This is a genomic window from Nocardioides sp. Z35_8 (assembly GCF_059621125.1).
The window spans coordinates 451,315-473,338 of the sequence record NZ_JCAQIE010000002.1 but is presented as its reverse complement, the minus strand read 5'-3'; the positions used below and the strand labels follow the sequence as shown (position 1 = coordinate 473,338).

The following is a 22,024-nucleotide window of genomic DNA, read 5'->3' as shown; positions in this document are numbered from 1 at the left end:
CGCCCGATCCCGCCGCTGCCCGCGCGCGAGGGGTTACCGTGGGGTAACCCACCCCCTCTCGACCCCGGGAGCGACGATGACCCCCCTGGCTCCGCGGACGGTCGTGCTCCACGGACACGAGCTGTCGTACGTCGACAGTGGCTCGGGGCCCGCGGTCCTCTTCATCCACGGCATCCTGGGCTCGCAGCGCCAGTGGTCCCACCTCGTCGACGCGGTCGACGAGGATCACCGTGTGGTGGTGCCCGACCTCTTCGGGCACGGCGACTCCGCCAAGCCGACGGGCGACTACTCGCTCAGCTCGCACGCCGCGACGCTGCGCGACCTGCTCGACCATCTCGGCATCGAACGGGTCACGCTCGTGGGCCACTCGCTCGGCGGCGGGATCGCGATGCAGTTCTACTACCTGTTCCCCGAGCGCGTGGACAGGCTCGTGCTCGTGGCGAGCGGCGGCCTCGGTCGCGAGGTCCACCTCGTGCTGCGCTCGGCCACGCTCCCCGGCGCCGCGCAGGTGCTCGGGGTGATCGCCTCCGCACCCGTCCTGGAGCGGGTCGAGGCGCTGGGCCGCGGAGCTCGGAAGGTCGGCTGGAGGCCCGGGGCCGACATCGGTGCGATCTGGCGCGGCTTCACCTCGCTCGGCGACCGCGAGAGCCGCCGGTCCTTCCTCGCGACCACCCGGGCCGTCATCGACATCGGCGGCCAGAGCATCAGTGCCCACGACCACCTGGGTGCCGTGACACCGCCGCCCACCCTGATCGTGTGGGGCTCGCGCGACCGGATGATCCCCGCCTGGCACGCGCTGAGCGCCCAGCGCGCACTGCCGGGCTGCCGGGTGGAGCTCTTCGAGGGCGCCGGCCACTTCCCGCACCTCGACGACCCCGACCGCTTCGCACGGGCGCTCCGCGAGTTCATGGCAGACGGCGACGCCGACACCAGCCCTGGTCCGTAACCGACGTTGTTACATAACGTGGTGCCAGCGAGGACGCGATCCCGGGAGGGCACGTGAGCAGCAACAGCCGACTCACCACGGCGATCCATGCGCTGTGCTGGCTCGAGCTGTCGGCGCGACGCGGCACCGCGACGCTGACGTCCGCGCAGGTGGCCGACAGCCTGCAGTCGCACCCGGTCCTCATCAGGCGCACGCTCGCGCCGTTGCGGGACGCGGGCCTCCTGAGGGTGGTGGGGCGCGGACCCGGGGCCGGCTGGCAGCTGGCCCGACCGGCCGGCGAGATCACGCTGCGCGAGGTGCACCGGGTGCTGGGCGAGGACCCGGTCTTCGCCCTGCACCCCCACCCGCCCAAGCCGGACTGCCCCGTCGGGCACGGCATCCCTGACGTGCTCGACCGCGTCTACCGAGACGCCGAGGAGGCGGTCGCGCAGGTGCTGCAGGGGCACACGGTCGCCGAGGTGCTCGACCGGATCCTGCGGGAGCGGCCGCTCCCGGCGTGATCCTCCTCCGGACGGGCGAGCCGACGCTCGGGCCTCGGTGTGCGCTCCGCCGCAGGCACGGTCAGGACGGCCCCGCCTCGTGGGGCGACGCGGCCGGGTGCTGCGAGCGTGCCGTCGGCTGCAGCCGGAGGTGCTGCCTCGTCGAGAGTCGGCGCTCGAGCGCCGGGGAGATGTCGTTGCGCCAGGTGGCGCTCCGTTCGAGCCGCTGCCTCGCGTCGCGACAGGCCGCCTCGTCGGCGAAGACCGCGCTCCACACGAACACGTTGTCGGCGCGCACCGGCAGCGCCGGGTAGTCGTTCTCCGCGGGCTCGGACCGGTACGTGGCAACCGGGGCCTGCAAGCGTTCCTCCAGCTCGGCGTGGACGTCCGTGGCCAGCCATCGTGCGAGCTCGGGGTCCGGGTCGTGCCCGTAGACCGACACGGTCACCCACTCGTCGGACGGCGGCGAGCCCGGGTGCGCCGAGCGCGGCGCACCCGGGCCACGCAACGGGTGCGCCGGTGACGTCGGGCGGAGGAGCAGGACGTCGTCGCTGTCGAGCATGGTGTCGTTCGCCGCGGAGCGGAAGCGTGCCCAGGTCGGCCCGTGGTAGAAGCCCTGCAACGCCTGGCGCCGCGCCGCCATGTCGGTGAAGCCGCGGAACCACACGAAGCGCTCGGCGTCGTCGCGGTCGAGGAAGACCCCGCCCACGCGCATGCCGGCAGCCTCCTGGGGCTCGATGAGCTCCCGCTCGAAGAGCTCGACCAGGTCGCCACGAGCTCCCGGCTTGAGCGTGTACTGGCGGAGCTCGACGAGGGCGGCGGCCGACATGCTGGACGGTGGCTTGGTCATGTGTCCTCGCTAGATCGTAACCAAAGTGATTACACACTGAGGTGGCCATCGACGCAAGGCCCGCCAGGGGTAGGTCCAGGCGCGACCTCAGGCGAGCGGGCGCGGGGCGGCGCCGCGCCGCCACTCGTCCGCGAGCAGCGCGAACACCAGCTGGGTCGCCCACTCGCCCTTGAAGTGCACACCGTCGACGAACCGGGCCTCCTGTCGGAAGCCGAGGCGCCCGAGCAGGCGGGCGGAGGCGTCGTTGCCGTCGATCACCACCGCGGTGATCCGGTGGAAGCCGAGGTCGTCGAAGCCCAGGCGCAGCATCGCGGTCGCGGCCTCGGCGGCGTAGCCGCGACCCTGGTGGTCGCCGTGGAGCGCGAAGCCGACCTCTCCCTGGCGGTCCGAGGCCCACTTGAGCAGCACCTCGCCGATCACGGTCCCCGTCTCGCGGAGCTCGACGGCGAGGACGAGCCACTGGCCGTGGGCGAGGAGCTCGGTCTGGGTGAGCTTGACGCGCAGGGTCTCCTCGGTGGCGGCCCGGTCGCGCACCGGCCACGGCACGTGGCGCACGACGTCGGGGTCGGAGTGGAACGCGGCAAGGTCGTCGAGGTCCTCCATCCGGTGGGGGCGCAGCAGCAGCCGCTCGGTCTCGACCGGGAGGTCGAGGGCCAGAGGCGTCACAGCGTGAAGTGGTCCGGCGCGAGGCTGCGCAGCACGCAGAACTCGTTGCCCTCGGGGTCGGCGAGCACCGTCCACGACTCCTCGCCCGTCTGCCCGATGTCGGCGTGGGTGGCGCCGAGGGCGAGGATGCGCTCGACCTCCTCCTCCTGCGAGACGTCCACCGGCGAGACGTCGAAGTGCGAGCGGTTCTTGACCACCTTGTCCTCCTCCACCTGCGCCAGGAAGATCGTCGGGCAGACCGGTCCGGAGCGCACGGCGTCGAGCAGCGCCTGGTCCTCGACCCGCGCGGGGCCGATCTCGACGAGGCCCGGCTCGCGGTGGAGGACGTCCCAGCCGAGCACGCCGCACCAGAAGTCGGCGAGCCGGTCGGGGTCGTGGCAGTCGAGGGAGATCTCGGTCAGTCGGGAGGCCATGCAGCGATTGAAACACCTCACAGCCGCCCGTGCTTTGATGATGGCGTGCGCCTCGTGCTCAACGTGATCTGGCTGGTGTTCGGCGGCTTCTGGCTGTTCGTCGGCTACGCGGTCGCCGGCGTGCTGCTCTGCATCCCGATCATCACGATCCCGTGGGCGATCGCGTCGTTCCGCATCGCCGTCTACGCGCTGTGGCCGTTCGGCCGCACCGTCGTCACGAAGCCCTCGGCGGGCGTCGGGTCGTTCCTGGGCAACGTGATCTGGTTCGTGCTGGCCGGTTGGTGGCTCGCCATCGCCCACATCGTGTCGGCGGTCGCGCTCGCGGTGACGATCGTCGGCATCCCGCTCGCTCTCGCCGACCTCAAGATGGTCCCGATCTCGCTGGCACCGCTCGGCAAGGACATCGTGCCCACGCAGCGCGGCGAGTTCGACGCCTACGCCTGACGGGCGGCGTACGCCGTCGCGATCTCCGCGCCCAGGCGCGCGTTGTGCTCGACGAGGGCGATGTTGGCCGTCAGCGAGGCTCCGTCGCTGATCTCGACGATGCGTCCCAGCAGGTAGGGGGTGGCGTCCTTGCCGGTGATGCCGAGCGAGTCCATGTCGGCCAGGGCGCGGTCGATGATCGCGCCGATCTCGTCGGCGGGGATCTCGGACCCGGCCGGGATCGGGTTGGCGACGACGACACCGCCGGCCAGGCCGAGGTCCCACTTGGCCCGCACCAGGTCCGCGACCTCGGCGGGCGAGTCGACCCGCATCGGAGCGGCGAAGCCCGACGAGCGCGAGTAGAACGACGGGAACTCGTCCGTGCCGTAGCCCAGCACCGGCACGCCGAGGGTCTCCAGCTTCTCCAGGGTGAGCCCGATGTCGAGGATGCTCTTCACCCCGGCGCAGACGACGGCGACCGAGGTGGTCGACAGCTCGGTCAGGTCGGCCGACACGTCGTACGACGTCTCGGCGCCGCGGTGCACGCCGCCCAGCCCGCCGGTCACGAACACGCTGATGCCGGCCAGGGCCGCGAGCCGCATCGTGGAGGCGACGGTCGTGGCGCCGTGGAGGCCGCGCGACACGACGTAGGGCAGGTCGCGCAGCGAGACCTTGACGACCGAGTCGTCGGAGGCGAGCAGCTCGAGGTCGTCGGGGGACAGGCCGATCCTCGGCCGGCCGTGCAGCACCGCGATCGTCGCCGGCACGGCCCCGCCCTCGCGGACGATGCCCTCGACGGTCCGCGCCATCTCGACGTTCTGCGGGTAGGGCATGCCGTGGCTGATGATCGTGCTCTCCAGCGCGACGACGGGCTGCCCGGACGCGAGCGCGTCGCGGACCTCGTCGGTGACGGTCAGCATCGGGGTTCCTCCCTCAGGGCGTCGGCCAGGTCCGGCCGGACGGTGGACGGGCTCTCGACGGTGGCGGCGGCGGCACGGTGGCCGAGCCGGGCGGCGGTGACGGGATCGGCGCCGCGCAGCCACGCCGCCACCCACGCGGCGAGCATCGCGTCGCCCGCGCCGGTCACGTCGACCACGGTCGCCGGCGTGGCCGCGAGGTGGACCGGCTCGGCGCCGTGACTGCACATCCACGAGCCCGCCGAGCCCTGCCGCAGCCACACGTGCTCGACACCGCGGTCGTGCAGCTCGGCGACGGACCCACGCCAGTCGGCGGCCGGGCGACCGGTCAGCGCGGCGACCTCGTCGGCGTTGGGGGTCACGAGGAACAGGTCGTGCACCAGGTCGGCCAGCCGCGCGGCCTTGGCCACCGAGACGGGCTCGAACGCGAGGGGCACGCCGGCCGCGGCCGCCGCGGCCACGACCCGGGCCGCCTGGGCGTGGGCGAGGTTGCCGTCGAGCACGACGAGCGCGGCGTCGGTGAGGTGGACCGTGTCGAGCACCAGCTCGTCGACGATCGCCATGTCCGAGACCGCGGCCACGAGCTCGCCGCGGTCGTCGAGGACGGCCGTGTAGGTGCCGGTCGCGCCCGGCACCCGGCGTACGGCACCCACGTCGGCGCCACAGGCGGCGGTCACCCGCAGCGCCTCGTCGCCGAACGCGTCGTCGCCGACCGCCGACACCAGCCGCACCGGAGCGCCGAGCAGGCCCAGGCAGGCGGCGATGTTGCGGCCGACGCCGCCGGGGGAGATCCGGGTCCGGCCGGGGTTGCTGGTCGCGGCGACGAGCGGCGCGGACGTGCGCGCGACGACGTCCATGTTGGTCCCGCCGACGACCACCACCCACTGGCTCACGGGGCAGATCCTGACATGCCCGGGGCCGACTCAGAGCTCGTCGTCGACGTACGTCGCCCGCGCCACGCGTACGCCGGCCAGCGTCAGCGGCACGGCGGTGAGCGCCAGCAGCACCAGCACGAGCGTCCAGTCGCCCGTCGCGTCGTGGACCAGACCCACCAGGAACGGGCCGATCGCGGCGAGCGCGTAGCCCACCGGCTGGACGAACCCGGAGAGCTGCGCCGTCACCGACGGGTGGCGGGTGCGCGCGGTGATGAGCGCGATGGAGGTGGGGAAGGCCAGCCCGGCGTAGCCGAGCATCAGGGCCCACAGCCAGGGGGTCGTGGCCGGGGCGAGGAGGAGTCCGGTGTAGCCGCCGGCGAGGAGCACGCCGAAGGACACGGCGAGCGCCCGGAGCCCCCGCCCGCGGTCGATCACGGTGGGGAGCACCAGCGCGCCGGCGATGCCGACGCTCGACAGCAGGGCCTGCAGCGCCCCGGCGTGCGAGGCGGAGATGCCCGCGTCGCGGTAGATCTGCGGCACCCAGCCGAACTGCACGTAGGCGTGCATCGACTGCACGCCGAACAGGACGGTGAGGGCGACCGCGGTCGGGGAGTGGATCATCCGGCCGTCGGGCGGCGCGTCGCCGCTCACCCGGTGCTCGGCGGGGGAGCGCCGCTCGCGCAGGGCCAGCCAGCCCCACAGCGGAAGGGCGACCGCGGCCAGGACGCCCCACGTGCCGAGACCGGCGCGCCACGAGCCGGCGGCCTCGGTGACGGGGGCCGTCACCAGCGTGGCGAACGTGGCGCCCACGACGAGCCCGGTGCCGTAGACGGTCATCAGCGCGACGGTGTGCCCGCGGGCCTTGATCCAGGCCGGCACGAGGACGTTGCCGACGGCCAGCCCGGCCAGGCCGACGACGGTGAGCAGCAGGAAGAGCGGGGCGTCGTCCACGGTCACCCGCAGGAGCAGGCCGGCGGCCGCCACGGCGAGGCCGAACGCGATGCCCGCGCTGATACCGACCTTGCGGGCGAGGCCGACCGCGAGGGCGCCGGCGAGGCCGAAGACCAGTCCGGGCACCCCGGTCAGCGCCCCCGCCACCTCGGCACCCATGCCGAGCCCGACGCGTACCTCCTCCAGGACCGGGCCGATCGAGGACGCCCCCGGCCTCAGGTTGACCGAGACGAGGACGACGGCGGCGACGAGCACGCCGAGCCCGAGCCCCGAGGCGCGCGGGGCAGCGCGGGCGCGGTCGTCAGCGCGGTCGTCAGCGCGCGGCACGGGCAGCGATCCTGGGCAGCACCAGGAGGGCGCCGAGGACGAGGGTCGCCACCACGACGAAGGGCAGGGCGGTGCCCTGGCCGCCGGCCTGACGGAGCACCATCCCCCCGGCCAGCGCGCCCAGCCACACGAGCACGCCGGACGAGATCGCGGAGGGCGGTCGCCGGGTGGCGGCCAGCGCGGCCCAGGCGAGGAGGGTGCCGACGAGGAACGGCCAGGCCGTGGTCCACCAGCCGGCGACGCTGAGCGTGTCGTAGTGGCTGAGCCGCCCGACGACCGCGAAGACGCCGACGAGGACGAGGTCGATCACGAGCCACATGCCGTCAGCCTAGGCAGCACTAGTCTCGGAGCATGTCCTCGCCCGCGTCCCGCCCAGTCCGTGGGACGCCGGGGGGACCGGGGGTCGGGCGCGAGCTGAGGTCGGGCGTCCACTGGGGCGTGGCCCACGGGCTGCCCACCCTCGTGCTGCGCCGCGCAGCCGGTCGCGGCGACCTGCAGGCCCGGCTGATCAGGGTCGGCGCGACGGGCGCCGACGAGGTGTTCGACCTCATCGAGGAGATCCGGTCGCGCGGACCGCTCTACCGCTCCCGGCTCGGCCACGTCACCACCGACCACGCGGCCGTGCGCCACGTGCTCACCAGCGACGACTTCCGTACGGGCCTGCCGACCGCGCAGGGTGCGCTCGGCCGGGTCACCCGCTGGGCCGCCCCCGACTCGCTCCACCCGGTCGAGCCGCCGTCGCTGCTGGTGACCGAGCCGCCCGACCACACCCGCTACCGCCGGCTCGTCACCCGCGTCTTCACCATGCGCGCCGTCGAGCGGCTGCGGGCGCGCACCGAGGAGATCGCCGCCGACCTGCTCGACTCCCTGGCGCCCCGCGCGTCCGACCCGGTCGACCTCGTCGAGACCTACTGCGCGGTCCTGCCGGTCACCGTCATCGCCGAGATCCTCGGGGTGCCCGAGCGCGACCGGGGCCAGGTGCTCGCCTTCGGCTCGGCCGCTGCCCCGAGCCTCGACCTCGGGCTCGGCTTCTGGCGCTACCGCTCGGTCAGCCGCGCGCTGGCCCGGTTCGACGACTGGCTCGGCGAGCACCTCGAGTCGCTGCGCCGAGACCCGGGCGACGACCTGCTCAGCCAGCTCGTCGCCGCGCGCGAGGAGGGCCGCGGCCTCGACGAGACCGAGCTCAAGGCCACGGCGGGGCTGGTCCTGGCGGCCGGCTTCGAGACGACGGTCAACCTGCTCGGCAACGGCATCTCGCTGCTGCACGACCACCCCGACCAGCGGGCCGCGCTCGCCGCCGACCCGTCCCTGTGGCCCAACGCGGTCGAGGAGGCGCTGCGCCTCGACCCGCCCGTGCTGCTGACCGGCCGGATGGCGGTGCGCGACACCGAGGTCGGCGGCGCTCCGGTGCGCCGTGGCGCGATGGTCACCGCGATCCTGGGCGGCGCCAACCGCGACCCTGCCGTCTTCACCGACCCCCTGCGCTTCGACGTCGCACGCCCCAACGCGCGCGAGCACATCTCCTTCTCCGCCGGCCGGCACCACTGCCTCGGCGCGCAGCTCGCCCGGATGGAGGGCGAGGTCGGCCTGCGGGCGATCTGGGAGCGGTTCCCCGACCTGCGGCTCGAGCCCGGCGCCGGTCGTCGCGAGACCCGCATCCTGCGCGGGTTCGAGCGGCTCCCGGCCACGTTGCGTCCCTGACCCGGCCGTCGGCGGGTACGTTCCCCCGGTGCCGAAACGAGGAGCAGCCCGCCTGCTCGTGCTGCTGCTCGCCGCGACCTTGCTGTCCGTCGTCGGCCCGGCCGCCTCCGGTCCGGCCTCCGCCGCCCCCGCGGAGGAGTGGGTGCCGCGGCCGGTGCTCAACCTCGACTTCCCCGACCCCGCGGTGGTCACCACCCCCGGCGGCCTGGTCGCGTACGCCACCGGAGACCTCGTGCCGCACGCCTGGTCGCGGCAGCCCGACGGCCCGTGGCGGCGCGGGCCGAGCCTGCTGACGCACAAGCCGTCGTGGTCGCGCGCCGGCGGCGTGTGGGCGGTCGACGTGGCGCGGGTGCGCGGACGGTGGCTGCTCTACTACGCGACGCCGGTGAAGGGGATGGGCGAGCACGGCCGCTGCATCGGCGTGGCCCGGTCACGCTCGGCCCGCGGGCCGTTCCGCCCCGTCGGCAGCGCGCCGCTCGTGTGTCCGTCGTACGCCGGGACGCCGCTGGCGCAGGACCCACTCCTGCCGCGCGACCCGACCCTGCCACGGGCCGGGGTGATCGACCCGTCCTGGTTCCGCGACGTCGACGGCACGTCCTACCTGCTCTACAAGACCGACCGGATCCCCTCCACCATCCGGATCGTCGCGCTCACCCGTGACGGGCAGTCGGTCAGGAGCGGCGCGACGAGCCAGGAGCTGCTGCGTTCCGAGGGGGTCCTGGAGAACCCCGTCCTCACGCTGCGGCCCGAGGGCTACGTGCTGTTCGCATCCGAGGGCGACTGGACGCGCTGCGGCTACCGCACCACCTGGCGACGCTCGCCCGCCCTGCTCGACTGGTCGACCGCCACGGGCGGGGTGTTCCTGGACACCACGACCACCGGACTCTGCGGTCCAGGTGGCGCCGACCTGGTCGACGGCCGGCGCGGCGGCCTCATCGCGTTCCTGCACGGCTGGACGTGCCGCGGCACCGCGCTCCCGTGCGCCGGCAGGGGCAAGTGGGACCACAAGCCGCGCCAGCGGGGCCGGCGGGCGCTGTACGCCGCCCGGCTGGGCTGGGCCGACGGTGTGCCGCAGGTCACCTCCTGGCTCCGCGCCCGCTGACCCGGGCCCGCCCTAGGCTCTTCGGATGGCCTCCGAGTGGGACGCGCACACCTCCCTGACCGCCGCCGGCGACGGCCTGTTCGGCGCCGAGCTCGACCCCGGCTGGATCGTCGGGGGCGGGGTCAACGGCGGCTACCTCCTCGGCGTCGTGGGCCGCGCCATCGCCGAGACGGTGCCCACCAAGCCCCACCCGCTCGCCGTGAGCGCCCACTACGTGTCCGCCTCGCGGCCCGGGCCCGCCCAGGTGTCCACCCGCGTGCTCCGCGAGGGCGGCTCGGTCGCGACGGTGGCCGCCGAGCTCGGCCAGGCGGGCACCACCCGCATCTCGGTGCTGGCGACCTACGGCGACCTCCGGGCGATGCCCGACGACGTGGACACCACGGCGGAGGAGCCGGTGCTCCCGCCGCTCGAGGAGTGCGTGCCCGCCTCCACCGCCCCGGAGGACGTACGACGCCTGGCGCCGATGATGGAGCGCTTCGACATGCGCTTCGACCCGGCCTGCGTCGGCTGGGCGATGGGCGAGCCCAGCGGCAAGGGGCACATCCAGGCGTGGTTCCGGATGGCCGACGGCCACGACGTCGACCCGGTGGGTCTGCTGATGGTGTGCGACGCCCTCCCGCCGGTCACCTTCGACCTCGGCCGGCCCGGCTGGGCCCCGACGCTCGAGCTCACCGTGCACGTCCGGGGCGTCCCTGCGCCAGGCTGGCTCACCGTCTCCCACCGCACCCGCAACGTGGCGGGCGGGATGTTCGAGGAGGACTGCGAGGTCTGGGACTCCGCCGGCCGGCTCGTCGCCCAGAGCCGCCAGCTGGCGATGCAGCCGCGCCGCTGACCTGCGCACTGTCCGCTGAGTCTCCTAGCGACTCAGGTGCTCCCGGCGACCGACGGTTCATCAAGGTATGTCGCTGGACCCGCACTTCCCTCGATCAGCTCACCGTGGGAAGTGCGGGTTTCCCTGCATACCTTGATGAACCATCAGCACCCCGGCGACCCCGGCGACCCCGGGCACCGGCGGCCGGCTCAGCGGTCGAGCCACCGCCGGTCCATGGCCACGATCCAGCGGCGGCGGGGATGCTCGGTGACCGACCAGATCCGGTCGGTCGAGGGCCAGTAGGACAGGTCCTCGGGCCCCATCGGGAGCGCCCAGCGCCGCTCGCGCATCGAGCCGGGGCGCCCGGACCACACGCTGCCGGGCGTCAGCCGACCGCGCGAGACCGAGACGTGGTAGCGCCCACCGGCCATCACCGCCCCCTGCATCTGCCGCACCCCGCCGTCGTCGACCGCGAGCGGCCGCGAGGAGCCGTCCTCGCCGGTCGCGAGCTGCCACGTCTCCGGGTCGAGCTCGTAGCGGGCCAGCCTCCGCGTCGCGTCCCGGTGCAGCGCGTACTCGCCGGCCACCAGCGCCGGCGGGTCGGAGTGGCGGTCGAGCGACATGAACGAGTAGCGCAGCTTCTCGTGCCCCTCGTCGGCGGAGGCCCGGTAGGTGAAGCGCACCGGCAGCACGTAGCGGTGGCCGTAGGAGTGGAGGGTGGCGCCCTCGATGCCGAACCGGTCCTGGTGGTCGTCGTCGCCGGGCACCCGCATGATGTCGTCGACGCGGGCGGTCACGAACCCCCGGGCCGTCGCGGCGACATGGAGGTAGGGCCCGGCCCACACGATGCCGCCGGCGTGGATGCTCATCGGGCGCAGCGTGAGCGCACCGGACTCGTCGAGGACCGGCACCACGAGCAGCACGTGGCGGTAGCGACGGGAGTCGAGGTCGACGACGCTGACCCGCGAGCCGCGCTTCACGCCGTCGCGGCCGGTGGAGTACCAGGTCGTCACCAGGACCCGGCGCCCGGCGATGTCCTCGGTGTCGGAGGCGTCGGCGCTGGTCGAGATGCCCTGGGGGTACCACTGCACGTCGCGCTCGTCGTAGGAGTCCCAGCGGTACGCCTCGCGCACCGCCCGGCCGAGCAGGCGCGGCGCCCGGGATCGGCGCAGGTCCCACTTCAGGTCGTCGAGCAGCCCGTCGAGCCCGGCCGGCTCGCCCAGCACCTCGGCGAGGGCCGCGATCTCGCGGACGTTCTCGTCGGTGCGCCTCAGGTGCACCCCCACGACGTCGGGCGGCTCGGAGGCGGTGGTCATCCTCCGACCCTAGCCAGCCGCGGGCGGTGGACAATGCTCGCGTGAGGGCGATCTTCTTCGACGAGGACGACGCGCAGGCGGTCGTCGCCCGGCTGCGCGCCGACGGCTTCGAGGCGCACGTGGAGCGCGAGCGGCTCGCGGGCGAGGACGACGACGAGGACCATCCCTGGGCGGTGCTCAGCGATGCCCCGGCGTTCATGCTGGAGGTCCTGGTCGACGTCCATGACGGCTGGCTCGACGAGGACGGCCACGACGCCCCGTCGTCCGCACCGCCCCCCGCGCTCGACCTGCCCACTGCTCCCCGCCGGATCAAGCGTCCCGACCTAGGCTCTGAGTCATGACCGACCGACGCATGCTGCTCGTCCACGCCCACCCCGACGACGAGTGCATCAACAACGGCGCCACCATGGCGCGCTACGTCGACGAGGGCGTCGGCGTCACCCTCGTCACCTGCACCGCCGGCGAGATGGGGGAGGTGCTCGTGCCCGAGCTCTCCCACCTCGCCTACGAGGAGCAGGGCGGGCTCGGCGAGCACCGCCGCGGTGAGCTCGACGAGGCGATGAAGGTGCTCGGCGTCACCGACCACCGCTTCCTCGGCGGGTTCGGCCGCTTCCACGACTCCGGCATGGCCTGGCACGAGGAGGGTCACGCGGTCGCCGCGGACACGCTGCCCGACAACGCCTTCTGGAACGCCGACCTCACCGAGGCCGCCGACGAGCTGGTCAAGGTGATCCGCGAGGTCCGCCCGCAGGTGCTCGTCACCTACGACCAGTTCGGCGGCTACGGCCACCCCGACCACATCCAGGCCCACCGCGTCGCGATGTACGGCGCGCAGCTGGCGGCCGTGCCGTCCTACAAGCTCGACCTCGGCGAGCCCCACGACATCGCCAAGGTCTACTGGACCGCGATGAGCGAGTCGCGGATGCGCGAGAGCCTGCGCCAGCTGCGCGAGTCCGGCGACACCGAGACCTTCGCCGGGATGGACCCCGACGGCAAGCTGCCGCCCTTCGTGACCCCGGACGAGCTGATCAGCGCGCGCGTCGACGGCGCGGCCACGGTGCAGCGCAAGATGGACGCGCTGGCCCAGCACCGCACCCAGGTGCAGCAGGACGGCGGGTTCTTCGCGGGCGCGGAGAGCGGACACTCGTGGTGGTCCGACGAGTACTACCGCATCGCCAAGGGCACGCCGGGCGCCCCGGGCCCGGACGGCTTCGAGGAGGACCTGTTCGCGGGTCTGTGAGGGCGCTCCTCGTCCCGGTCGCCCTCCTGGTCGGTCTGGTCTCGGGCGCAGCCGGGACGCTCGTGCACCAGCGCTGGTGGGGACTGCTGCTCGCGTTGGGGGCCGCCGTGGCCGTCCTCGGCTGGCTGCCGGCGGGCGCCCCGCGAGTGGCCTTCGCGTTGGGCTGGTGCGCACCGGTCGCGCGAGGCGCCCTTGAGGGGCCCGGCGGCGGCCACCTGATCTCCGCGGACGCGGCGGGGTGGTCGTTCCTGGCCGGATCGGCGGTGCTCCTCGGGGTCGCGCTGGCCACGGTCGGGGCGAGTCGTCGTACGCCCGCGGCTCGCGCCGACGATCCCGGGGTTCGCGGCCTGCCCTCCTAGACTCGCCGCGTGCCGAAGAACCAGACCAGTGCCGCGCAGCCCCGGGAGAAGGCCGGCGCGTCCGTCGTGCTGTGGCTCCTCGTCGGGATCGTGGTGCTGTTCGGCGGTCTCTACGCCGCCGCGCACTACGTCGCCGGCGACAAGGTGCCGCGCAACACGACCGTCGCCGGCGTGCGCATCGGCGGGCACCCGCAGGAGGAGGCCGCGGAGCGGCTCCGCGCCGGACTCGCCGACCGGGTCGCCCGCGACATCGCCACGACCGTCGACGGCGAGCAGGTGGCGGTCGACCCGGCCACGGCCGGGCTGTCGGTCGACTACGAGGCCTCCGTCGCCGAGTCCGGCGGCGAGCGCAGCTGGGACCCGGTCCGGCTCTGGGACTACTTCACCGGCGGTGACGCCTCCGAGGCGGTGGTCGAGGTCGACGAGGCCGCCTACAACGCCTTCCTCGCCGAGCTCGACGAGCAGCACGGTGAGGCCCCGCGCGACGGCGCGATCGCCTTCGCCGGCAACCGGCTCGAGACCACCGACGCCCGCGCCGGTCGCGCGCTCGACCCCAGCGACACGCTGGCGGCGCTCGAGTCCGCCTTCCTCGAGGAGGAGCCCGACGTGGTCGCCCTCGAGATGGTCGAGGTGCAGCCCGACATCGACGCCTCCGACGTGCAGGAGGCACTCGACGGGTTCGCCTCGCCGGCCGTCGCCGCGCCCGTCGTCCTGCGCTTCGAGGGCTCCGACGTGAAGGTGTTCCCGGCCGACTACACCGGCGCCCTCTCGCTCGTGCCGACCGACGGCGAGCTGGTGCCCACGCTCGACGCCGCGGTGCTGTCGGAGGTGGTCGCGGGCACGGTCACCCAGGGCGCGCCCGTCGACGCCTCCGTCGCGCTGGTCGGCGGCAAGCCGCGGGTCGTCCCGGCCAAGCCGGGCGTCACGTTCGACCCCGCCGAGCTCGAGGCGGGGTTCCTCGACGTCGTCGCCAAGCCGCAGGGCGAGCGCACCCTGGCCCTCACTGCCAAGGTCGCCAAGCCCGACTTCACGACCAAGGACGCCCGCGCGCTCCGCGTCCGCGAGCGGGTCTCGACCTTCACGACCTACTTCCCCTACGCGGAGTACCGCAACGTCAACATCGGCCGCGCCGCCGAGCTCATCGACGGCACCCTGCTCAAGCCGGGGGAGACCTTCTCGCTCAACGACACGGTCGGCGAGCGCACCGAGGCCAACGGCTTCACCAAGGGCTACGTGATCAACGACGGCATCCTCGTGCAGGACCTCGGCGGCGGGGTGTCGCAGATGGCCACCACCCTCTTCAACGCGATGTTCTTCGCCGGCCTCGAGGACGTCGAGCACAAGCCCCACTCGTTCTACATCGACCGCTACCCGGTGGGCCGCGAGGCGACCGTGGCCTGGGGCGCCGTCGACCTGCGCTTCCGCAACGACACCCCCTACGGCGTGCTGATCGACACCTCCTTCACCAACTCCACGCCGTCCTCCTCGGGCGCGGTGACCGTGACGATGTACTCCACCAAGCACTGGAAGATCACGTCCACCACGGGCGAGCGCCACAACCTCACCCAGCCCGAGACCCGTCGCATCGACTCCCTGACGTGTCACGCCAACCAGGGCTTCGGCGGCTTCGACATCGACGTCGTACGCCGCTTCGAGCCGGTCGGCGACAACACCGAGACGCGCGAGGACGAGGTCTTCAGCACCACCTACATCCCGAGCGACACGGTGATCTGCACCAACCCCGACGCCGTCGACGAGTAGCCGGACCGCGCCTAGGGCGCCAGCCGGTGCAGGTCCCGGGGGAAGAGGGTGACCTCGCGGACGTTGGCCGCCTCCACCAGGCGCGCCACCCACCGCTCGAGCCCGATCGCGAACCCGCCGTGCGGCGGCATCCCGTGCCGGAACGCCTGGAGGTAGGCGTCATACGCCGCGGGCTCCTCGCCGCGCGCCCGGATGGCCCGCTCGTAGTCCGCCGGCCGGTGCAGCCGCTGGCCGCCCGTGACCAGCTCGAGGCCGCGGAACAGCAGGTCGAAGCTGTTGGACCAGCGCTCGTTCCCGGGCTGGGGGTGGGTGTAGAAGGGTCGCTTCGTCATGGGGTAGCCCTCCACCGCCAGCAGCTCGGAGCCGTGCTCGGCCAGCGCCCACGCACCCAGCGCCCGTTCGTGCTCGGGTGACAGGTCGGGCTCGTCGGCCGGCGCGCCGACGATCGTGAGCGCGTCCGCGAAGTGCACGACCGGGATCTGCGCCGGCACGACGGGCAGGCGAGCGCCGGTGAGGTGGAGCGCTTCGTCCTCGTGGCCCAGCGCCTCGACCATCCCGGAGAGCACGTCGCGCAGCACGGCCAGCACGTCACGGTGGTCGCGCACGAAGCCGAGCTCGACGTCGAGGGAGCGGTACTCCGCGAGGTGGCGCACCGTGTCGTGCGGCTCGGCACGGAACACCGGGCCCACCTCGTAGACCCGCTCGAAGACGCCGACGAGCTGCTGCTTGTGGAACTGCGGGCTCTGGGCGAGGTAGGCGGGGCGCCCGAAGTAGTCCACCTCGAAGACGGACGCGCCGGACTCGGTCGCCGACGCCACCAGCTTGGGGGTGGCGACCTCCGTGAAGCCCTTCGCGTCCAGGGTGGACCGGAAGCCCCGCAGGGAGGCGGCGGCGAGCTGCCAGCGCGCTCGCTGGGCAGGATGGCGCCACAGCACGGGCGCGTGGTCGAGCAGCGTCGGCAGCGACACGTCGAGCGCGGGGCGCCACAGCTCGGCCGGCGGGGTGGCCGCGTCCGAGGTGAGCGCTTCCACCCGGGCGTCGGTGACCTCGACGCCTCCTGGCGCTCGGGGCGTGTGGGTGGCGGTGCCGGTGACCCGGACGGTCGTCTCCTCAGGAGGCACGCTCGCCCTCGGTGGCAGCACCACCTGGGCAAGACCGCTGCGGTCGCGCAGCACGAGGAAGGTCACGCGCGACAGCTCGCGGCGACGGTGCACCCACCCCTCGAGGGTCACGGTCGAGCCGGGCTCGACGGCCGGGAGCGATGAACAGAGCGATCTCATGATGTCCTCCAGTCGGTGTCGGCCCTGGAGGTGTGGGCGGGGGCAAGGTCGCGGTGCCACCACACCTTCGCCGGCGGCCCCGTGGGGTGCCGGCCTCTCGTCGGGTACGCCGGACGCGCGGACGACCGCGTCGCTGCCCGCAGGCAGGGGGTTCGTCAGGCCCCACGCTCGTCGCGGCGAGCCTAGGGCGCGGGCTGCCGCCACTGCGACCGATTTTCGCGGCGCCTGCGGCCGCCAGGTCGACCCGGTGGGGTCGGCCGCAGTCGGTCAGTCGCGGACGGCGGCGCGGGCGGTCAGCGCGAGCACGGCCGCGGCGGCGACCGCGGCGACGATGCCGACCAGCGTCGAGGCGGGCTCGTCGGTCAGCCGGCCGACGGCGATCCAGGCCAGGCCCCAGGCCGCCGCGAGGGCGAAGGCCCAGCGCGGCCCGGTGCGGGCGACGACCACGGCGGCGACGCCGACCACCACGGCGATGACCAGCGCGGCCACCAGCTCGCCCACCAGGGTCGAGGAGTCCACGCCCTCCGCCACCAGGGTCGCCGTGATGTTGGCGCAGGTGGCCACCGAGACCCAGCCCAGGTAGAGCCCGAAGGTGCCGTCGACCACCACCCGCTGCAGCAGCGACGGCGCGGGGTCGAGGTCGGCGAGGCGCTGCACCAGCAGCCCGAGCACGACCACCAGCGCGAGGATCACGACGACGCTCGCCCACAGCCAGCCCTGCTGCGTGACGAGCAGCCAGCCGGCGTTCAGCAGCATCGACGCCGCGGCCAGCCAGCCGGTGCTGCGGGCACGGGCGTCGGTGGCGGAGGACGGCAGCCACTGCCAGATCGTGTAGGCGGCCAGGCCGGCGTAGATCACCGACCAGATCGAGAAGGCCGGGCCGAGCGGGGCCAGCAGAGTGGCGTCTGCGGAGAGCGCGCCGCCCGAGGAGCTCTCGACGCTGGTGCCGACGACGCCGACCCCGACGAGCGTGCCGTACAGGCACAGGACCTCGGCGACCGTGACGCCGACCTGGCGTCCGCGGTCTGCTCCGGTCGGGGCGGGGGCGGTGGTGCGCTCGGTGACGGTCATCCCTCCATCCAACAGGGCGGCAGGTGAGACCCGGCTACGCGACGAGGTAGCGGTTGGTGTGGTGGGTGACGAAGCCGTGCCGCTCGTAGAGCGCGATCGCGGCCTCGTTGTCGGTCTCGACGTGCAGCAGGGCGGTGGTCGCGCCGGACGACGCGCCCCAGTCGAGGACCTCCGCGAGGACCGCCGTGGCGAGGCCGCGGCGGCGGTGGGCCGCGTCGACGGCGAGCGACTCGACCAGCAGCCAGTCGCCCGACAGGACGCCCCGTCCGGTCGCGGCGCCGCCCTCGAGCGACACCACCACGGAGCCCGGCCGTTCGTCGTACGTCGCGGCGACGTCCGGGGCCGCCGCCCGGGCCGAGCGCAGCGCGCGGGCCACGGACGCGAGCTGGGCGTGCGCGTCGCCGTCTCCCATCGACCGGAAGCCCAGCGGGGCGAGGGTCCGCTCGACGTCCGACCCGCGCTGCACCTGCACGATCGGCGTCTGGTCGAGCGCCTCGTAGAACCGGCGTACGCCGTACGCCGCGTCGGCCCAGCCGATGCCCGGCTCGGCCATCGCCAGCGCGGAGTTGCCGCGGCGGCGCAGCCGACCGCCGTGCGGCGGCGAGGCCCGCAGGAGCCACCGACCGAGCGGCTCGGTGGTGATCGAGTCCCAGAGCGCCGAGACGTGCTCCTCGACCTCCTGTGCGGACACCCGGGCGCGCACCGACGCGCGTGGTGGCACCGGCTTGCCCGTGACGACGTCGGCGAGGGCGATCACCACCGGGCCGTGCCCCTCTCGGTCGACGGTCATCGACGCGGCGTCCCACGACGTGCAGGTGCCGAGCACGTCGGTGGCCCGGCCGTCCGGCAGGAGATGGCGTACGACGACGCGCTGGCCCACGACGTGCGGGCCGAGGGCGTGCCGGCCGGTGGTCGTCTCGTCGGCACGGGGTTCTGACGTGTCGGACACCCGCCGGATACTAGAGTGAACCGACACGTTCCCCCACCCCGAGCACCCCCGCCTCCAGGAGGACCAGGTGACCTACGTCATCGCCCAGCCGTGCGTCGACCTCAAGGACCGCGCGTGCGTCGACGAGTGCCCCGTCGACTGCATCTACGAGGGCAAGCGGATGCTCTACATCCACCCCGACGAGTGCGTCGACTGCGGCGCCTGCGAGCCGGTCTGCCCGGTCGAGGCGATCTTCTACGAGGACGACACCCCGGAGGAGTGGAAGGGCTACTACGACGCCAACGTCCACTTCTTCGACGACCTCGGCTCGCCCGGTGGCGCGGCCAAGATGGGCGTCATCGACAAGGACCACGAGCTCGTCGCCGCGCTGCCCCCGCAGGAGCACGACGAGTGACCTGCCCCCTCGGCGGCTGAGGTGCACGCGCACCGACCTCGCGTGTCCGCGCGCCTCCCGGACTTCCCCTGGGACCGGCTGACGGCGTACGCCGCGACGGCCCACGCCCACCCCGACGGCATCTGCGACCTCTCGGTCGGCACGCCCGTCGACCCCACGCCTGCCGTCGTGCAGGACGCGCTGCGTTCTGCAGCCGACTCCCCGGGCTACCCGACGACGATCGGCCTCGAGGACACCCGCCGGGCCGCGATCGACTGGCTCGCCCGGCGTCACGGGGTGCGCGGCCTCGGACTCGACGGCGTGCTTCCGGTGACCGGCTCCAAGGAGCTGATCGCCGACCTCGCGCTGCACCTGGGCATCGGGCCCGGCGACCTCGTCGGCTACCCCGCCCTCGCCTACCCGACCTACGAGGTCGGCGCCGCCCTGGCCGGCGCGGAGAGCCTGGCGACCGACTCGCTGACCGCGTTCGGACCGCGGGTCCCGAGCCTGCTGTGGCTCAACAGCCCGGCCAACCCCAGCGGTCGGGTGCTGCCCCTCGACCACCTGCGCAAGGTCGTCGACTGGTGCCGCGAGCGCGGCACCGTGCTCGTCTCCGACGAGTGCTACATCGAGTGCGCGTGGGAGGGCGACAAGCCTCTCTCGATCCTCGACCCGCAGGTCAACGGCGGCTCGCTCGACGGCGTCCTTGCGGTCCACTCGCTGTCCAAGCGCTCCAACCTCGCCGGCTACCGGTGTGCCTTCGTCGCCGGCGACCCCGCCCTCGTCGGCGAGCTGCTGGCGGTCCGCAAGAACCTCGGCCTCCAGATGCCCGGCCCTCAGCAGCACGCGATGATCGCGGCCCTCGACGACGATGCGCACGTCGCCGAGCAGCACGCGACCTACGCCCCCCGGCGGGCGCTGCTCAAGGAGGCCCTGCAGGTCGCCGGCTTCCGCATCGACCACTCCGAGGCCTCGCTCTACCTCTGGGCGACCCGGGGCGAGGACTGCTGGCGTACGGTCGCCGACCTCGCCGAGCAGGGCATCCTGGTGGCGCCGGGCGAGTTCTACGGCCCGTCGGGGCGCGAGCACGTACGCGTCGCGTTCACCGCCACCGACGAGCGGGTCGCCGCCGCCGTGGCTCGCCTCGCCGGCTGAGCCCCGACTTGTCGGCGTAGTCCGACACTCGGAGGGGGTTGCAACAGCCTCCAGGTGTCGGAGTCCCCGCTCGAGCGGGGACTCCGACAGCCGGCAGTCGCCCGGCCGTCGCCGCCGCCGAGGACGTCAGTCGAAGACGTCGACGTGCACGTGGTCGCGGTGCTCGAGGATCGCGCGGTCGCCGCGGGAGGAGGACGGCACGCGGTAGTCGCGCCACCCGTCGTCCGTCCCGGCGCGCCAGATGCGGCCGTCGAAGATGACGGTCTTGATGTCGAGCCGGTCGGCGTTGGCGACGAGGTAGGACGCCACCGCCCAGCCGCGCTTGGTGTTGTCGGCGTTGATGGGGCGGAAGAAGACGTCGATCGCCCGGCCGTCGTAGTGGGCCGAGCCCTCCATGTGGCCGCTGGAGACCCCGCCGGGCTCGAACCCGCCCAGCGACAGCGTCCCGAAGCGCGCCTCCAGCGCACGGCGCACGGACGTCGCGCGCGAGACCAGCCCCGACTCGTCGAGCGCGTCGTCGACCTCCTCGGCGTCGCCCGGGACGTCGCACCACAGGGCGCCGGGCGAGTTGCCGGTGAGGGCCGAGGCGAGCGCGCGGCCGTCCTTCTCGTGGTCGGCGTAGGCGTCGGGGAAGCCCGAGCGCTGCACCTCCTGCGCGGCGACGGTGATTTCCATCGTGTCGTAGCCCTCGACCTTCTGCAGGGCGTCGTAGAAGGCGTTGGTCGCGTAGACGGGGTCGGTCAGCTGCGCCACGCTGCCCCAGCCCTGCGACGGGCGCTGCTGGAACAGCCCGACCGAGTCGCGGTCGCCGTAGTCGATGTTGTAGAGCTTGGACTCCTGGTAGGCCGTCGCCAGCGCGATGCTCGCCGCCCGCGCGGGCATGCCGCGCTCGATGGAGACGGCCGTGATGAGGGCGGCGTTCTCGGCCTGCTCGAGGTCGACCTCGACGGTGTGGCCGTCGACCTCGGCGGTGCACCCGCTGGAGTCGAGGAGCGGGGGCACCGCGCCGCGGTCCACGAGCACCACGGCGGTCGCGACGGCGCCCACGGCCACCACCACGCCGATGGCGGCCGTACGGAGGGAGGCGGGCACGGGCGGAGGGCTAGTTGGCGTGCAGCGCCGCGTTGAGGGCGACGCCGTCGCCCTTCCACGGCACGGCCTCGACGGCGCCGCTGACCGAGTTGCGGCGGAACAGGATGTTGTCGACGCCCGAGAGGCTCCCGGCCTTGACGACCTGCGGCTTGCCGTCCATGTCGGTGACGGTGACCTTGGTGCCGGCGGTGACGTAGCAGCCGGCCTCCACGACGCAGTCGTCGCCGAGGGAGATGCCGATGCCGGCGTTGGCGCCGATCAGGCAGCGCTCGCCCACCGAGATGACCTCCTTGCCGCCACCCGACAGCGTGCCCATGATCGAGGCGCCGCCGCCCACGTCGGAGCCGTCGCCGACGACGACGCCCGCGGAGATGCGGCCCTCGACCATCGACGCCCCGAGCGTGCCGGCGTTGAAGTTGACGAAGCCCTCGTGCATGACGGTCGTGCCCTCGGCGAGGTGCGCGCCCAGGCGTACGCGGTCGGCGTCGGCGATGCGTACGCCGCTGGGCATCACGTAGTCGACGAGGCGGGGGAACTTGTCGACCCCGAGGACGGTGACGTGCCGGCCGCCGGCGCGCAGCCGCGCGCGGGTGGCCTCGAAGCCCTCGACGGCGCAGGGGCCGGCCGAGGTCCACACGACGTTGGTGAGCAGGCCGAACACGCCTTCCAGCGACGTGCCGTGGGGACGGACCAGCCGGGTGGAGAGCAGGTGCAGCCGCAGCCAGACGTCCTCGGTCGACGACGGCGCCTCGTCGAGGTCGGCGATCTCCACCAGCCGCACCTCGCGCCGTACGCCCCGGACCTCGTCGTCGCCCTCGAGCGCGGCCAGCTCCGGCGGCGCGTCGCCCTCGGTCGCACCGAGCGCGGGGGAGGGGAACCAGGCGTCGAGCACGGTCTCGCCGTGCAGGGTCAGCAGGCCGTAGCCGGAGGCAGCAGTCACGCGGTTCAGCCTACGGAAGGCGCCCCA

Annotated in this window: 25 protein-coding genes; 12 read left to right on the top strand and 13 right to left on the bottom strand. The window is 73.8% G+C overall.

What is annotated here, in order from left to right; all coding sequences use genetic code 11:
- The first annotated feature begins 76 nt into the window (after positions 1 to 76).
- Both AC54T2_RS14055 and AC54T2_RS14050 read left to right on the top strand, forming a co-directional pair.
- Positions 77 to 946, top strand: coding sequence for an alpha/beta fold hydrolase (locus tag AC54T2_RS14055; protein WP_186340568.1), 870 nt, complete (start codon positions 77 to 79; stop codon positions 944 to 946).
- A gap of 53 nt (positions 947 to 999) precedes the next feature.
- Positions 1,000 to 1,446 (top strand): Rrf2 family transcriptional regulator, encoded by a 447-nt coding sequence (locus AC54T2_RS14050; RefSeq protein WP_186340569.1) that lies wholly within the window; start codon positions 1,000 to 1,002, stop codon positions 1,444 to 1,446.
- A 61-nt stretch (positions 1,447 to 1,507) separates the two neighbouring features.
- On the opposite strand, the gene AC54T2_RS14045 is transcribed toward AC54T2_RS14050, so the two are convergent.
- From AC54T2_RS14045 to AC54T2_RS14035, 3 genes are all read right to left on the bottom strand, one after another.
- Positions 1,508 to 2,275 carry an NIPSNAP family protein gene (locus AC54T2_RS14045; RefSeq protein ID WP_496666477.1) on the bottom strand — a complete coding sequence of 256 codons (768 nt, stop codon included), beginning with the start codon at positions 2,273 to 2,275 and terminating at the stop codon, positions 1,508 to 1,510.
- Positions 2,276 to 2,362: 87 nt separating this feature from the next.
- Positions 2,363 to 2,941, bottom strand: coding sequence for a GNAT family N-acetyltransferase (locus AC54T2_RS14040; protein ID WP_241005182.1), 579 nt, complete (start codon positions 2,939 to 2,941; stop codon positions 2,363 to 2,365).
- Positions 2,938 to 3,354, bottom strand: coding sequence for a VOC family protein (locus AC54T2_RS14035; RefSeq protein ID WP_186340571.1), 417 nt, complete (start codon positions 3,352 to 3,354; stop codon positions 2,938 to 2,940). Before AC54T2_RS14035 ends, AC54T2_RS14040 begins: the two co-directional genes overlap by 4 nt.
- 45 nt (positions 3,355 to 3,399) lie before the next feature.
- Between AC54T2_RS14035 and AC54T2_RS14030 the strand changes: the two genes are divergently transcribed.
- Entirely contained in the window at positions 3,400 to 3,798 is a 399-nt protein-coding gene (locus tag AC54T2_RS14030) for a YccF domain-containing protein (protein WP_496666476.1), read from the top strand.
- Here AC54T2_RS14030 and AC54T2_RS14025 read toward each other — a convergent pair.
- The 4 genes from AC54T2_RS14025 to AC54T2_RS14010 are packed head-to-tail and all read right to left on the bottom strand — an operon-like array spanning position 3,789 to position 7,166.
- Positions 3,789 to 4,697, bottom strand: coding sequence for a pseudouridine-5'-phosphate glycosidase (locus tag AC54T2_RS14025; protein ID WP_489974967.1), 909 nt, complete (start codon positions 4,695 to 4,697; stop codon positions 3,789 to 3,791). The genes AC54T2_RS14030 and AC54T2_RS14025 overlap by 10 nt on opposite strands.
- Positions 4,691 to 5,587: a carbohydrate kinase family protein gene (locus AC54T2_RS14020; RefSeq protein ID WP_496666475.1), complete on the bottom strand. Its 897-nt coding sequence runs from the start codon at positions 5,585 to 5,587 to the stop codon at positions 4,691 to 4,693. Before AC54T2_RS14020 ends, AC54T2_RS14025 begins: the two co-directional genes overlap by 7 nt.
- A 30-nt stretch (positions 5,588 to 5,617) precedes the next feature.
- Positions 5,618 to 6,847, bottom strand: a complete 1,230-nt coding sequence (locus tag AC54T2_RS14015; protein WP_489974965.1) for an MFS transporter — start codon at positions 6,845 to 6,847, stop codon at positions 5,618 to 5,620.
- Entirely contained in the window at positions 6,834 to 7,166 is a 333-nt protein-coding gene (locus AC54T2_RS14010) for a DUF3054 domain-containing protein (RefSeq protein ID WP_186340575.1), read from the bottom strand. Before AC54T2_RS14010 ends, AC54T2_RS14015 begins: the two co-directional genes overlap by 14 nt.
- 32 nt (positions 7,167 to 7,198) lie before the next feature.
- Here AC54T2_RS14010 and AC54T2_RS14005 point away from each other — a divergent pair, with 32 nt between their 5' ends.
- Genes AC54T2_RS14005 through AC54T2_RS13995 form a run of 3 tightly spaced genes read left to right on the top strand, consistent with a single transcriptional unit; the run spans position 7,199 to position 10,482 of the window.
- Complete coding sequence (locus tag AC54T2_RS14005; RefSeq protein WP_496666474.1) at positions 7,199 to 8,548, top strand: cytochrome P450; 1,350 nt, start codon at positions 7,199 to 7,201, stop codon at positions 8,546 to 8,548.
- Between the two features lie 28 nt (positions 8,549 to 8,576).
- The gene (locus AC54T2_RS14000) at positions 8,577 to 9,650 is read left to right on the top strand and encodes a family 43 glycosylhydrolase (RefSeq protein ID WP_496666473.1); all 1,074 of its coding nucleotides are present in this window, start codon (positions 8,577 to 8,579) and stop codon (positions 9,648 to 9,650) included.
- Between the two features lie 25 nt (positions 9,651 to 9,675).
- Positions 9,676 to 10,482, top strand: coding sequence for an acyl-CoA thioesterase (locus AC54T2_RS13995; RefSeq protein WP_496666472.1), 807 nt, complete (start codon positions 9,676 to 9,678; stop codon positions 10,480 to 10,482).
- Positions 10,483 to 10,670: 188 nt separating this feature from the next.
- On the opposite strand, the gene AC54T2_RS13990 is transcribed toward AC54T2_RS13995, so the two are convergent.
- Positions 10,671 to 11,777, bottom strand: a complete 1,107-nt coding sequence (locus tag AC54T2_RS13990; RefSeq protein ID WP_496666471.1) for a hypothetical protein — start codon at positions 11,775 to 11,777, stop codon at positions 10,671 to 10,673.
- A 41-nt stretch (positions 11,778 to 11,818) separates the two neighbouring features.
- Between AC54T2_RS13990 and AC54T2_RS13985 the strand changes: the two genes are divergently transcribed.
- Genes AC54T2_RS13985 through AC54T2_RS13970 form a run of 4 tightly spaced genes read left to right on the top strand, consistent with a single transcriptional unit; the run spans position 11,819 to position 15,137 of the window.
- A complete protein-coding gene (locus tag AC54T2_RS13985; protein ID WP_241005180.1) occupies positions 11,819 to 12,118 on the top strand; it encodes a hypothetical protein in 300 nt (99 codons plus the stop codon).
- The gene (gene mshB, locus AC54T2_RS13980) at positions 12,115 to 13,017 is read left to right on the top strand and encodes an N-acetyl-1-D-myo-inositol-2-amino-2-deoxy-alpha-D-glucopyranoside deacetylase (protein ID WP_186340581.1); all 903 of its coding nucleotides are present in this window, start codon (positions 12,115 to 12,117) and stop codon (positions 13,015 to 13,017) included. Before AC54T2_RS13985 ends, mshB begins: the two co-directional genes overlap by 4 nt.
- Positions 13,014 to 13,376 carry a hypothetical protein gene (locus AC54T2_RS13975; protein ID WP_489974959.1) on the top strand — a complete coding sequence of 121 codons (363 nt, stop codon included), beginning with the start codon at positions 13,014 to 13,016 and terminating at the stop codon, positions 13,374 to 13,376. Before mshB ends, AC54T2_RS13975 begins: the two co-directional genes overlap by 4 nt.
- Before the next feature lie 9 nt (positions 13,377 to 13,385).
- Entirely contained in the window at positions 13,386 to 15,137 is a 1,752-nt protein-coding gene (locus AC54T2_RS13970; protein ID WP_489974958.1) for a VanW family protein, read from the top strand.
- 11 nt (positions 15,138 to 15,148) lie between these two features.
- On the opposite strand, the gene aspS is transcribed toward AC54T2_RS13970, so the two are convergent.
- From aspS to AC54T2_RS13955, 3 genes are all read right to left on the bottom strand, one after another.
- Positions 15,149 to 16,417: an aspartate--tRNA(Asn) ligase gene (aspS, locus tag AC54T2_RS13965; protein WP_496666470.1), complete on the bottom strand. Its 1,269-nt coding sequence runs from the start codon at positions 16,415 to 16,417 to the stop codon at positions 15,149 to 15,151.
- A 267-nt stretch (positions 16,418 to 16,684) separates the two neighbouring features.
- Positions 16,685 to 17,488, bottom strand: coding sequence for a TspO/MBR family protein (locus AC54T2_RS13960; protein ID WP_186340584.1), 804 nt, complete (start codon positions 17,486 to 17,488; stop codon positions 16,685 to 16,687).
- Positions 17,489 to 17,522: 34 nt separating this feature from the next.
- A complete protein-coding gene (locus AC54T2_RS13955; protein ID WP_496666469.1) occupies positions 17,523 to 18,437 on the bottom strand; it encodes a GNAT family N-acetyltransferase in 915 nt (304 codons plus the stop codon).
- 67 nt (positions 18,438 to 18,504) lie between these two features.
- On the opposite strand from AC54T2_RS13955, the gene fdxA reads away from it, so the two are divergent.
- Positions 18,505 to 18,831, top strand: coding sequence for a ferredoxin (gene fdxA, locus AC54T2_RS13950; protein ID WP_056604759.1), 327 nt, complete (start codon positions 18,505 to 18,507; stop codon positions 18,829 to 18,831).
- Between the two features lie 42 nt (positions 18,832 to 18,873).
- Complete coding sequence (gene dapC / locus AC54T2_RS13945; protein WP_496666468.1) at positions 18,874 to 19,965, top strand: succinyldiaminopimelate transaminase; 1,092 nt, start codon at positions 18,874 to 18,876, stop codon at positions 19,963 to 19,965.
- Between the two features lie 126 nt (positions 19,966 to 20,091).
- On the opposite strand, the gene AC54T2_RS13940 is transcribed toward dapC, so the two are convergent.
- Positions 20,092 to 21,057, bottom strand: coding sequence for a VldE C-terminal domain-containing protein (locus AC54T2_RS13940; protein WP_496666467.1), 966 nt, complete (start codon positions 21,055 to 21,057; stop codon positions 20,092 to 20,094).
- A 10-nt stretch (positions 21,058 to 21,067) separates the two neighbouring features.
- Positions 21,068 to 22,006, bottom strand: coding sequence for a 2,3,4,5-tetrahydropyridine-2,6-dicarboxylate N-succinyltransferase (gene dapD / locus AC54T2_RS13935; RefSeq protein WP_496666536.1), 939 nt, complete (start codon positions 22,004 to 22,006; stop codon positions 21,068 to 21,070).
- Between the last annotated feature and the right edge of the window lie 18 nt (positions 22,007 to 22,024).

Bases quoted from the DNA above. Each gene is read 5' to 3' on its own strand.
- AC54T2_RS14055 (WP_186340568.1), top strand. From the start codon at position 77: ATGACCCCCCTGGCTCCGCGGACGGTCGTGCTCCACGGACACGAGCTG.
- AC54T2_RS14045 (WP_496666477.1), bottom strand. From the start codon at position 2,275: ATGACCAAGCCACCGTCCAGCATGTCGGCCGCCGCCCTCGTCGAGCTC.
- AC54T2_RS14035 (WP_186340571.1), bottom strand. From the start codon at position 3,354: ATGGCCTCCCGACTGACCGAGATCTCCCTCGACTGCCACGACCCCGAC.
- AC54T2_RS14025 (WP_489974967.1), bottom strand. From the start codon at position 4,697: ATGCTGACCGTCACCGACGAGGTCCGCGACGCGCTCGCGTCCGGGCAG.
- AC54T2_RS14010 (WP_186340575.1), bottom strand. From the start codon at position 7,166: ATGTGGCTCGTGATCGACCTCGTCCTCGTCGGCGTCTTCGCGGTCGTC.
- AC54T2_RS14005 (WP_496666474.1), top strand. From the start codon at position 7,199: ATGTCCTCGCCCGCGTCCCGCCCAGTCCGTGGGACGCCGGGGGGACCG.
- AC54T2_RS13995 (WP_496666472.1), top strand. From the start codon at position 9,676: ATGGCCTCCGAGTGGGACGCGCACACCTCCCTGACCGCCGCCGGCGAC.
- AC54T2_RS13990 (WP_496666471.1), bottom strand. From the start codon at position 11,777: ATGACCACCGCCTCCGAGCCGCCCGACGTCGTGGGGGTGCACCTGAGG.
- mshB (WP_186340581.1), top strand. From the start codon at position 12,115: ATGACCGACCGACGCATGCTGCTCGTCCACGCCCACCCCGACGACGAG.
- aspS (WP_496666470.1), bottom strand. From the start codon at position 16,417: ATGAGATCGCTCTGTTCATCGCTCCCGGCCGTCGAGCCCGGCTCGACC.
- AC54T2_RS13960 (WP_186340584.1), bottom strand. From the start codon at position 17,488: ATGACCGTCACCGAGCGCACCACCGCCCCCGCCCCGACCGGAGCAGAC.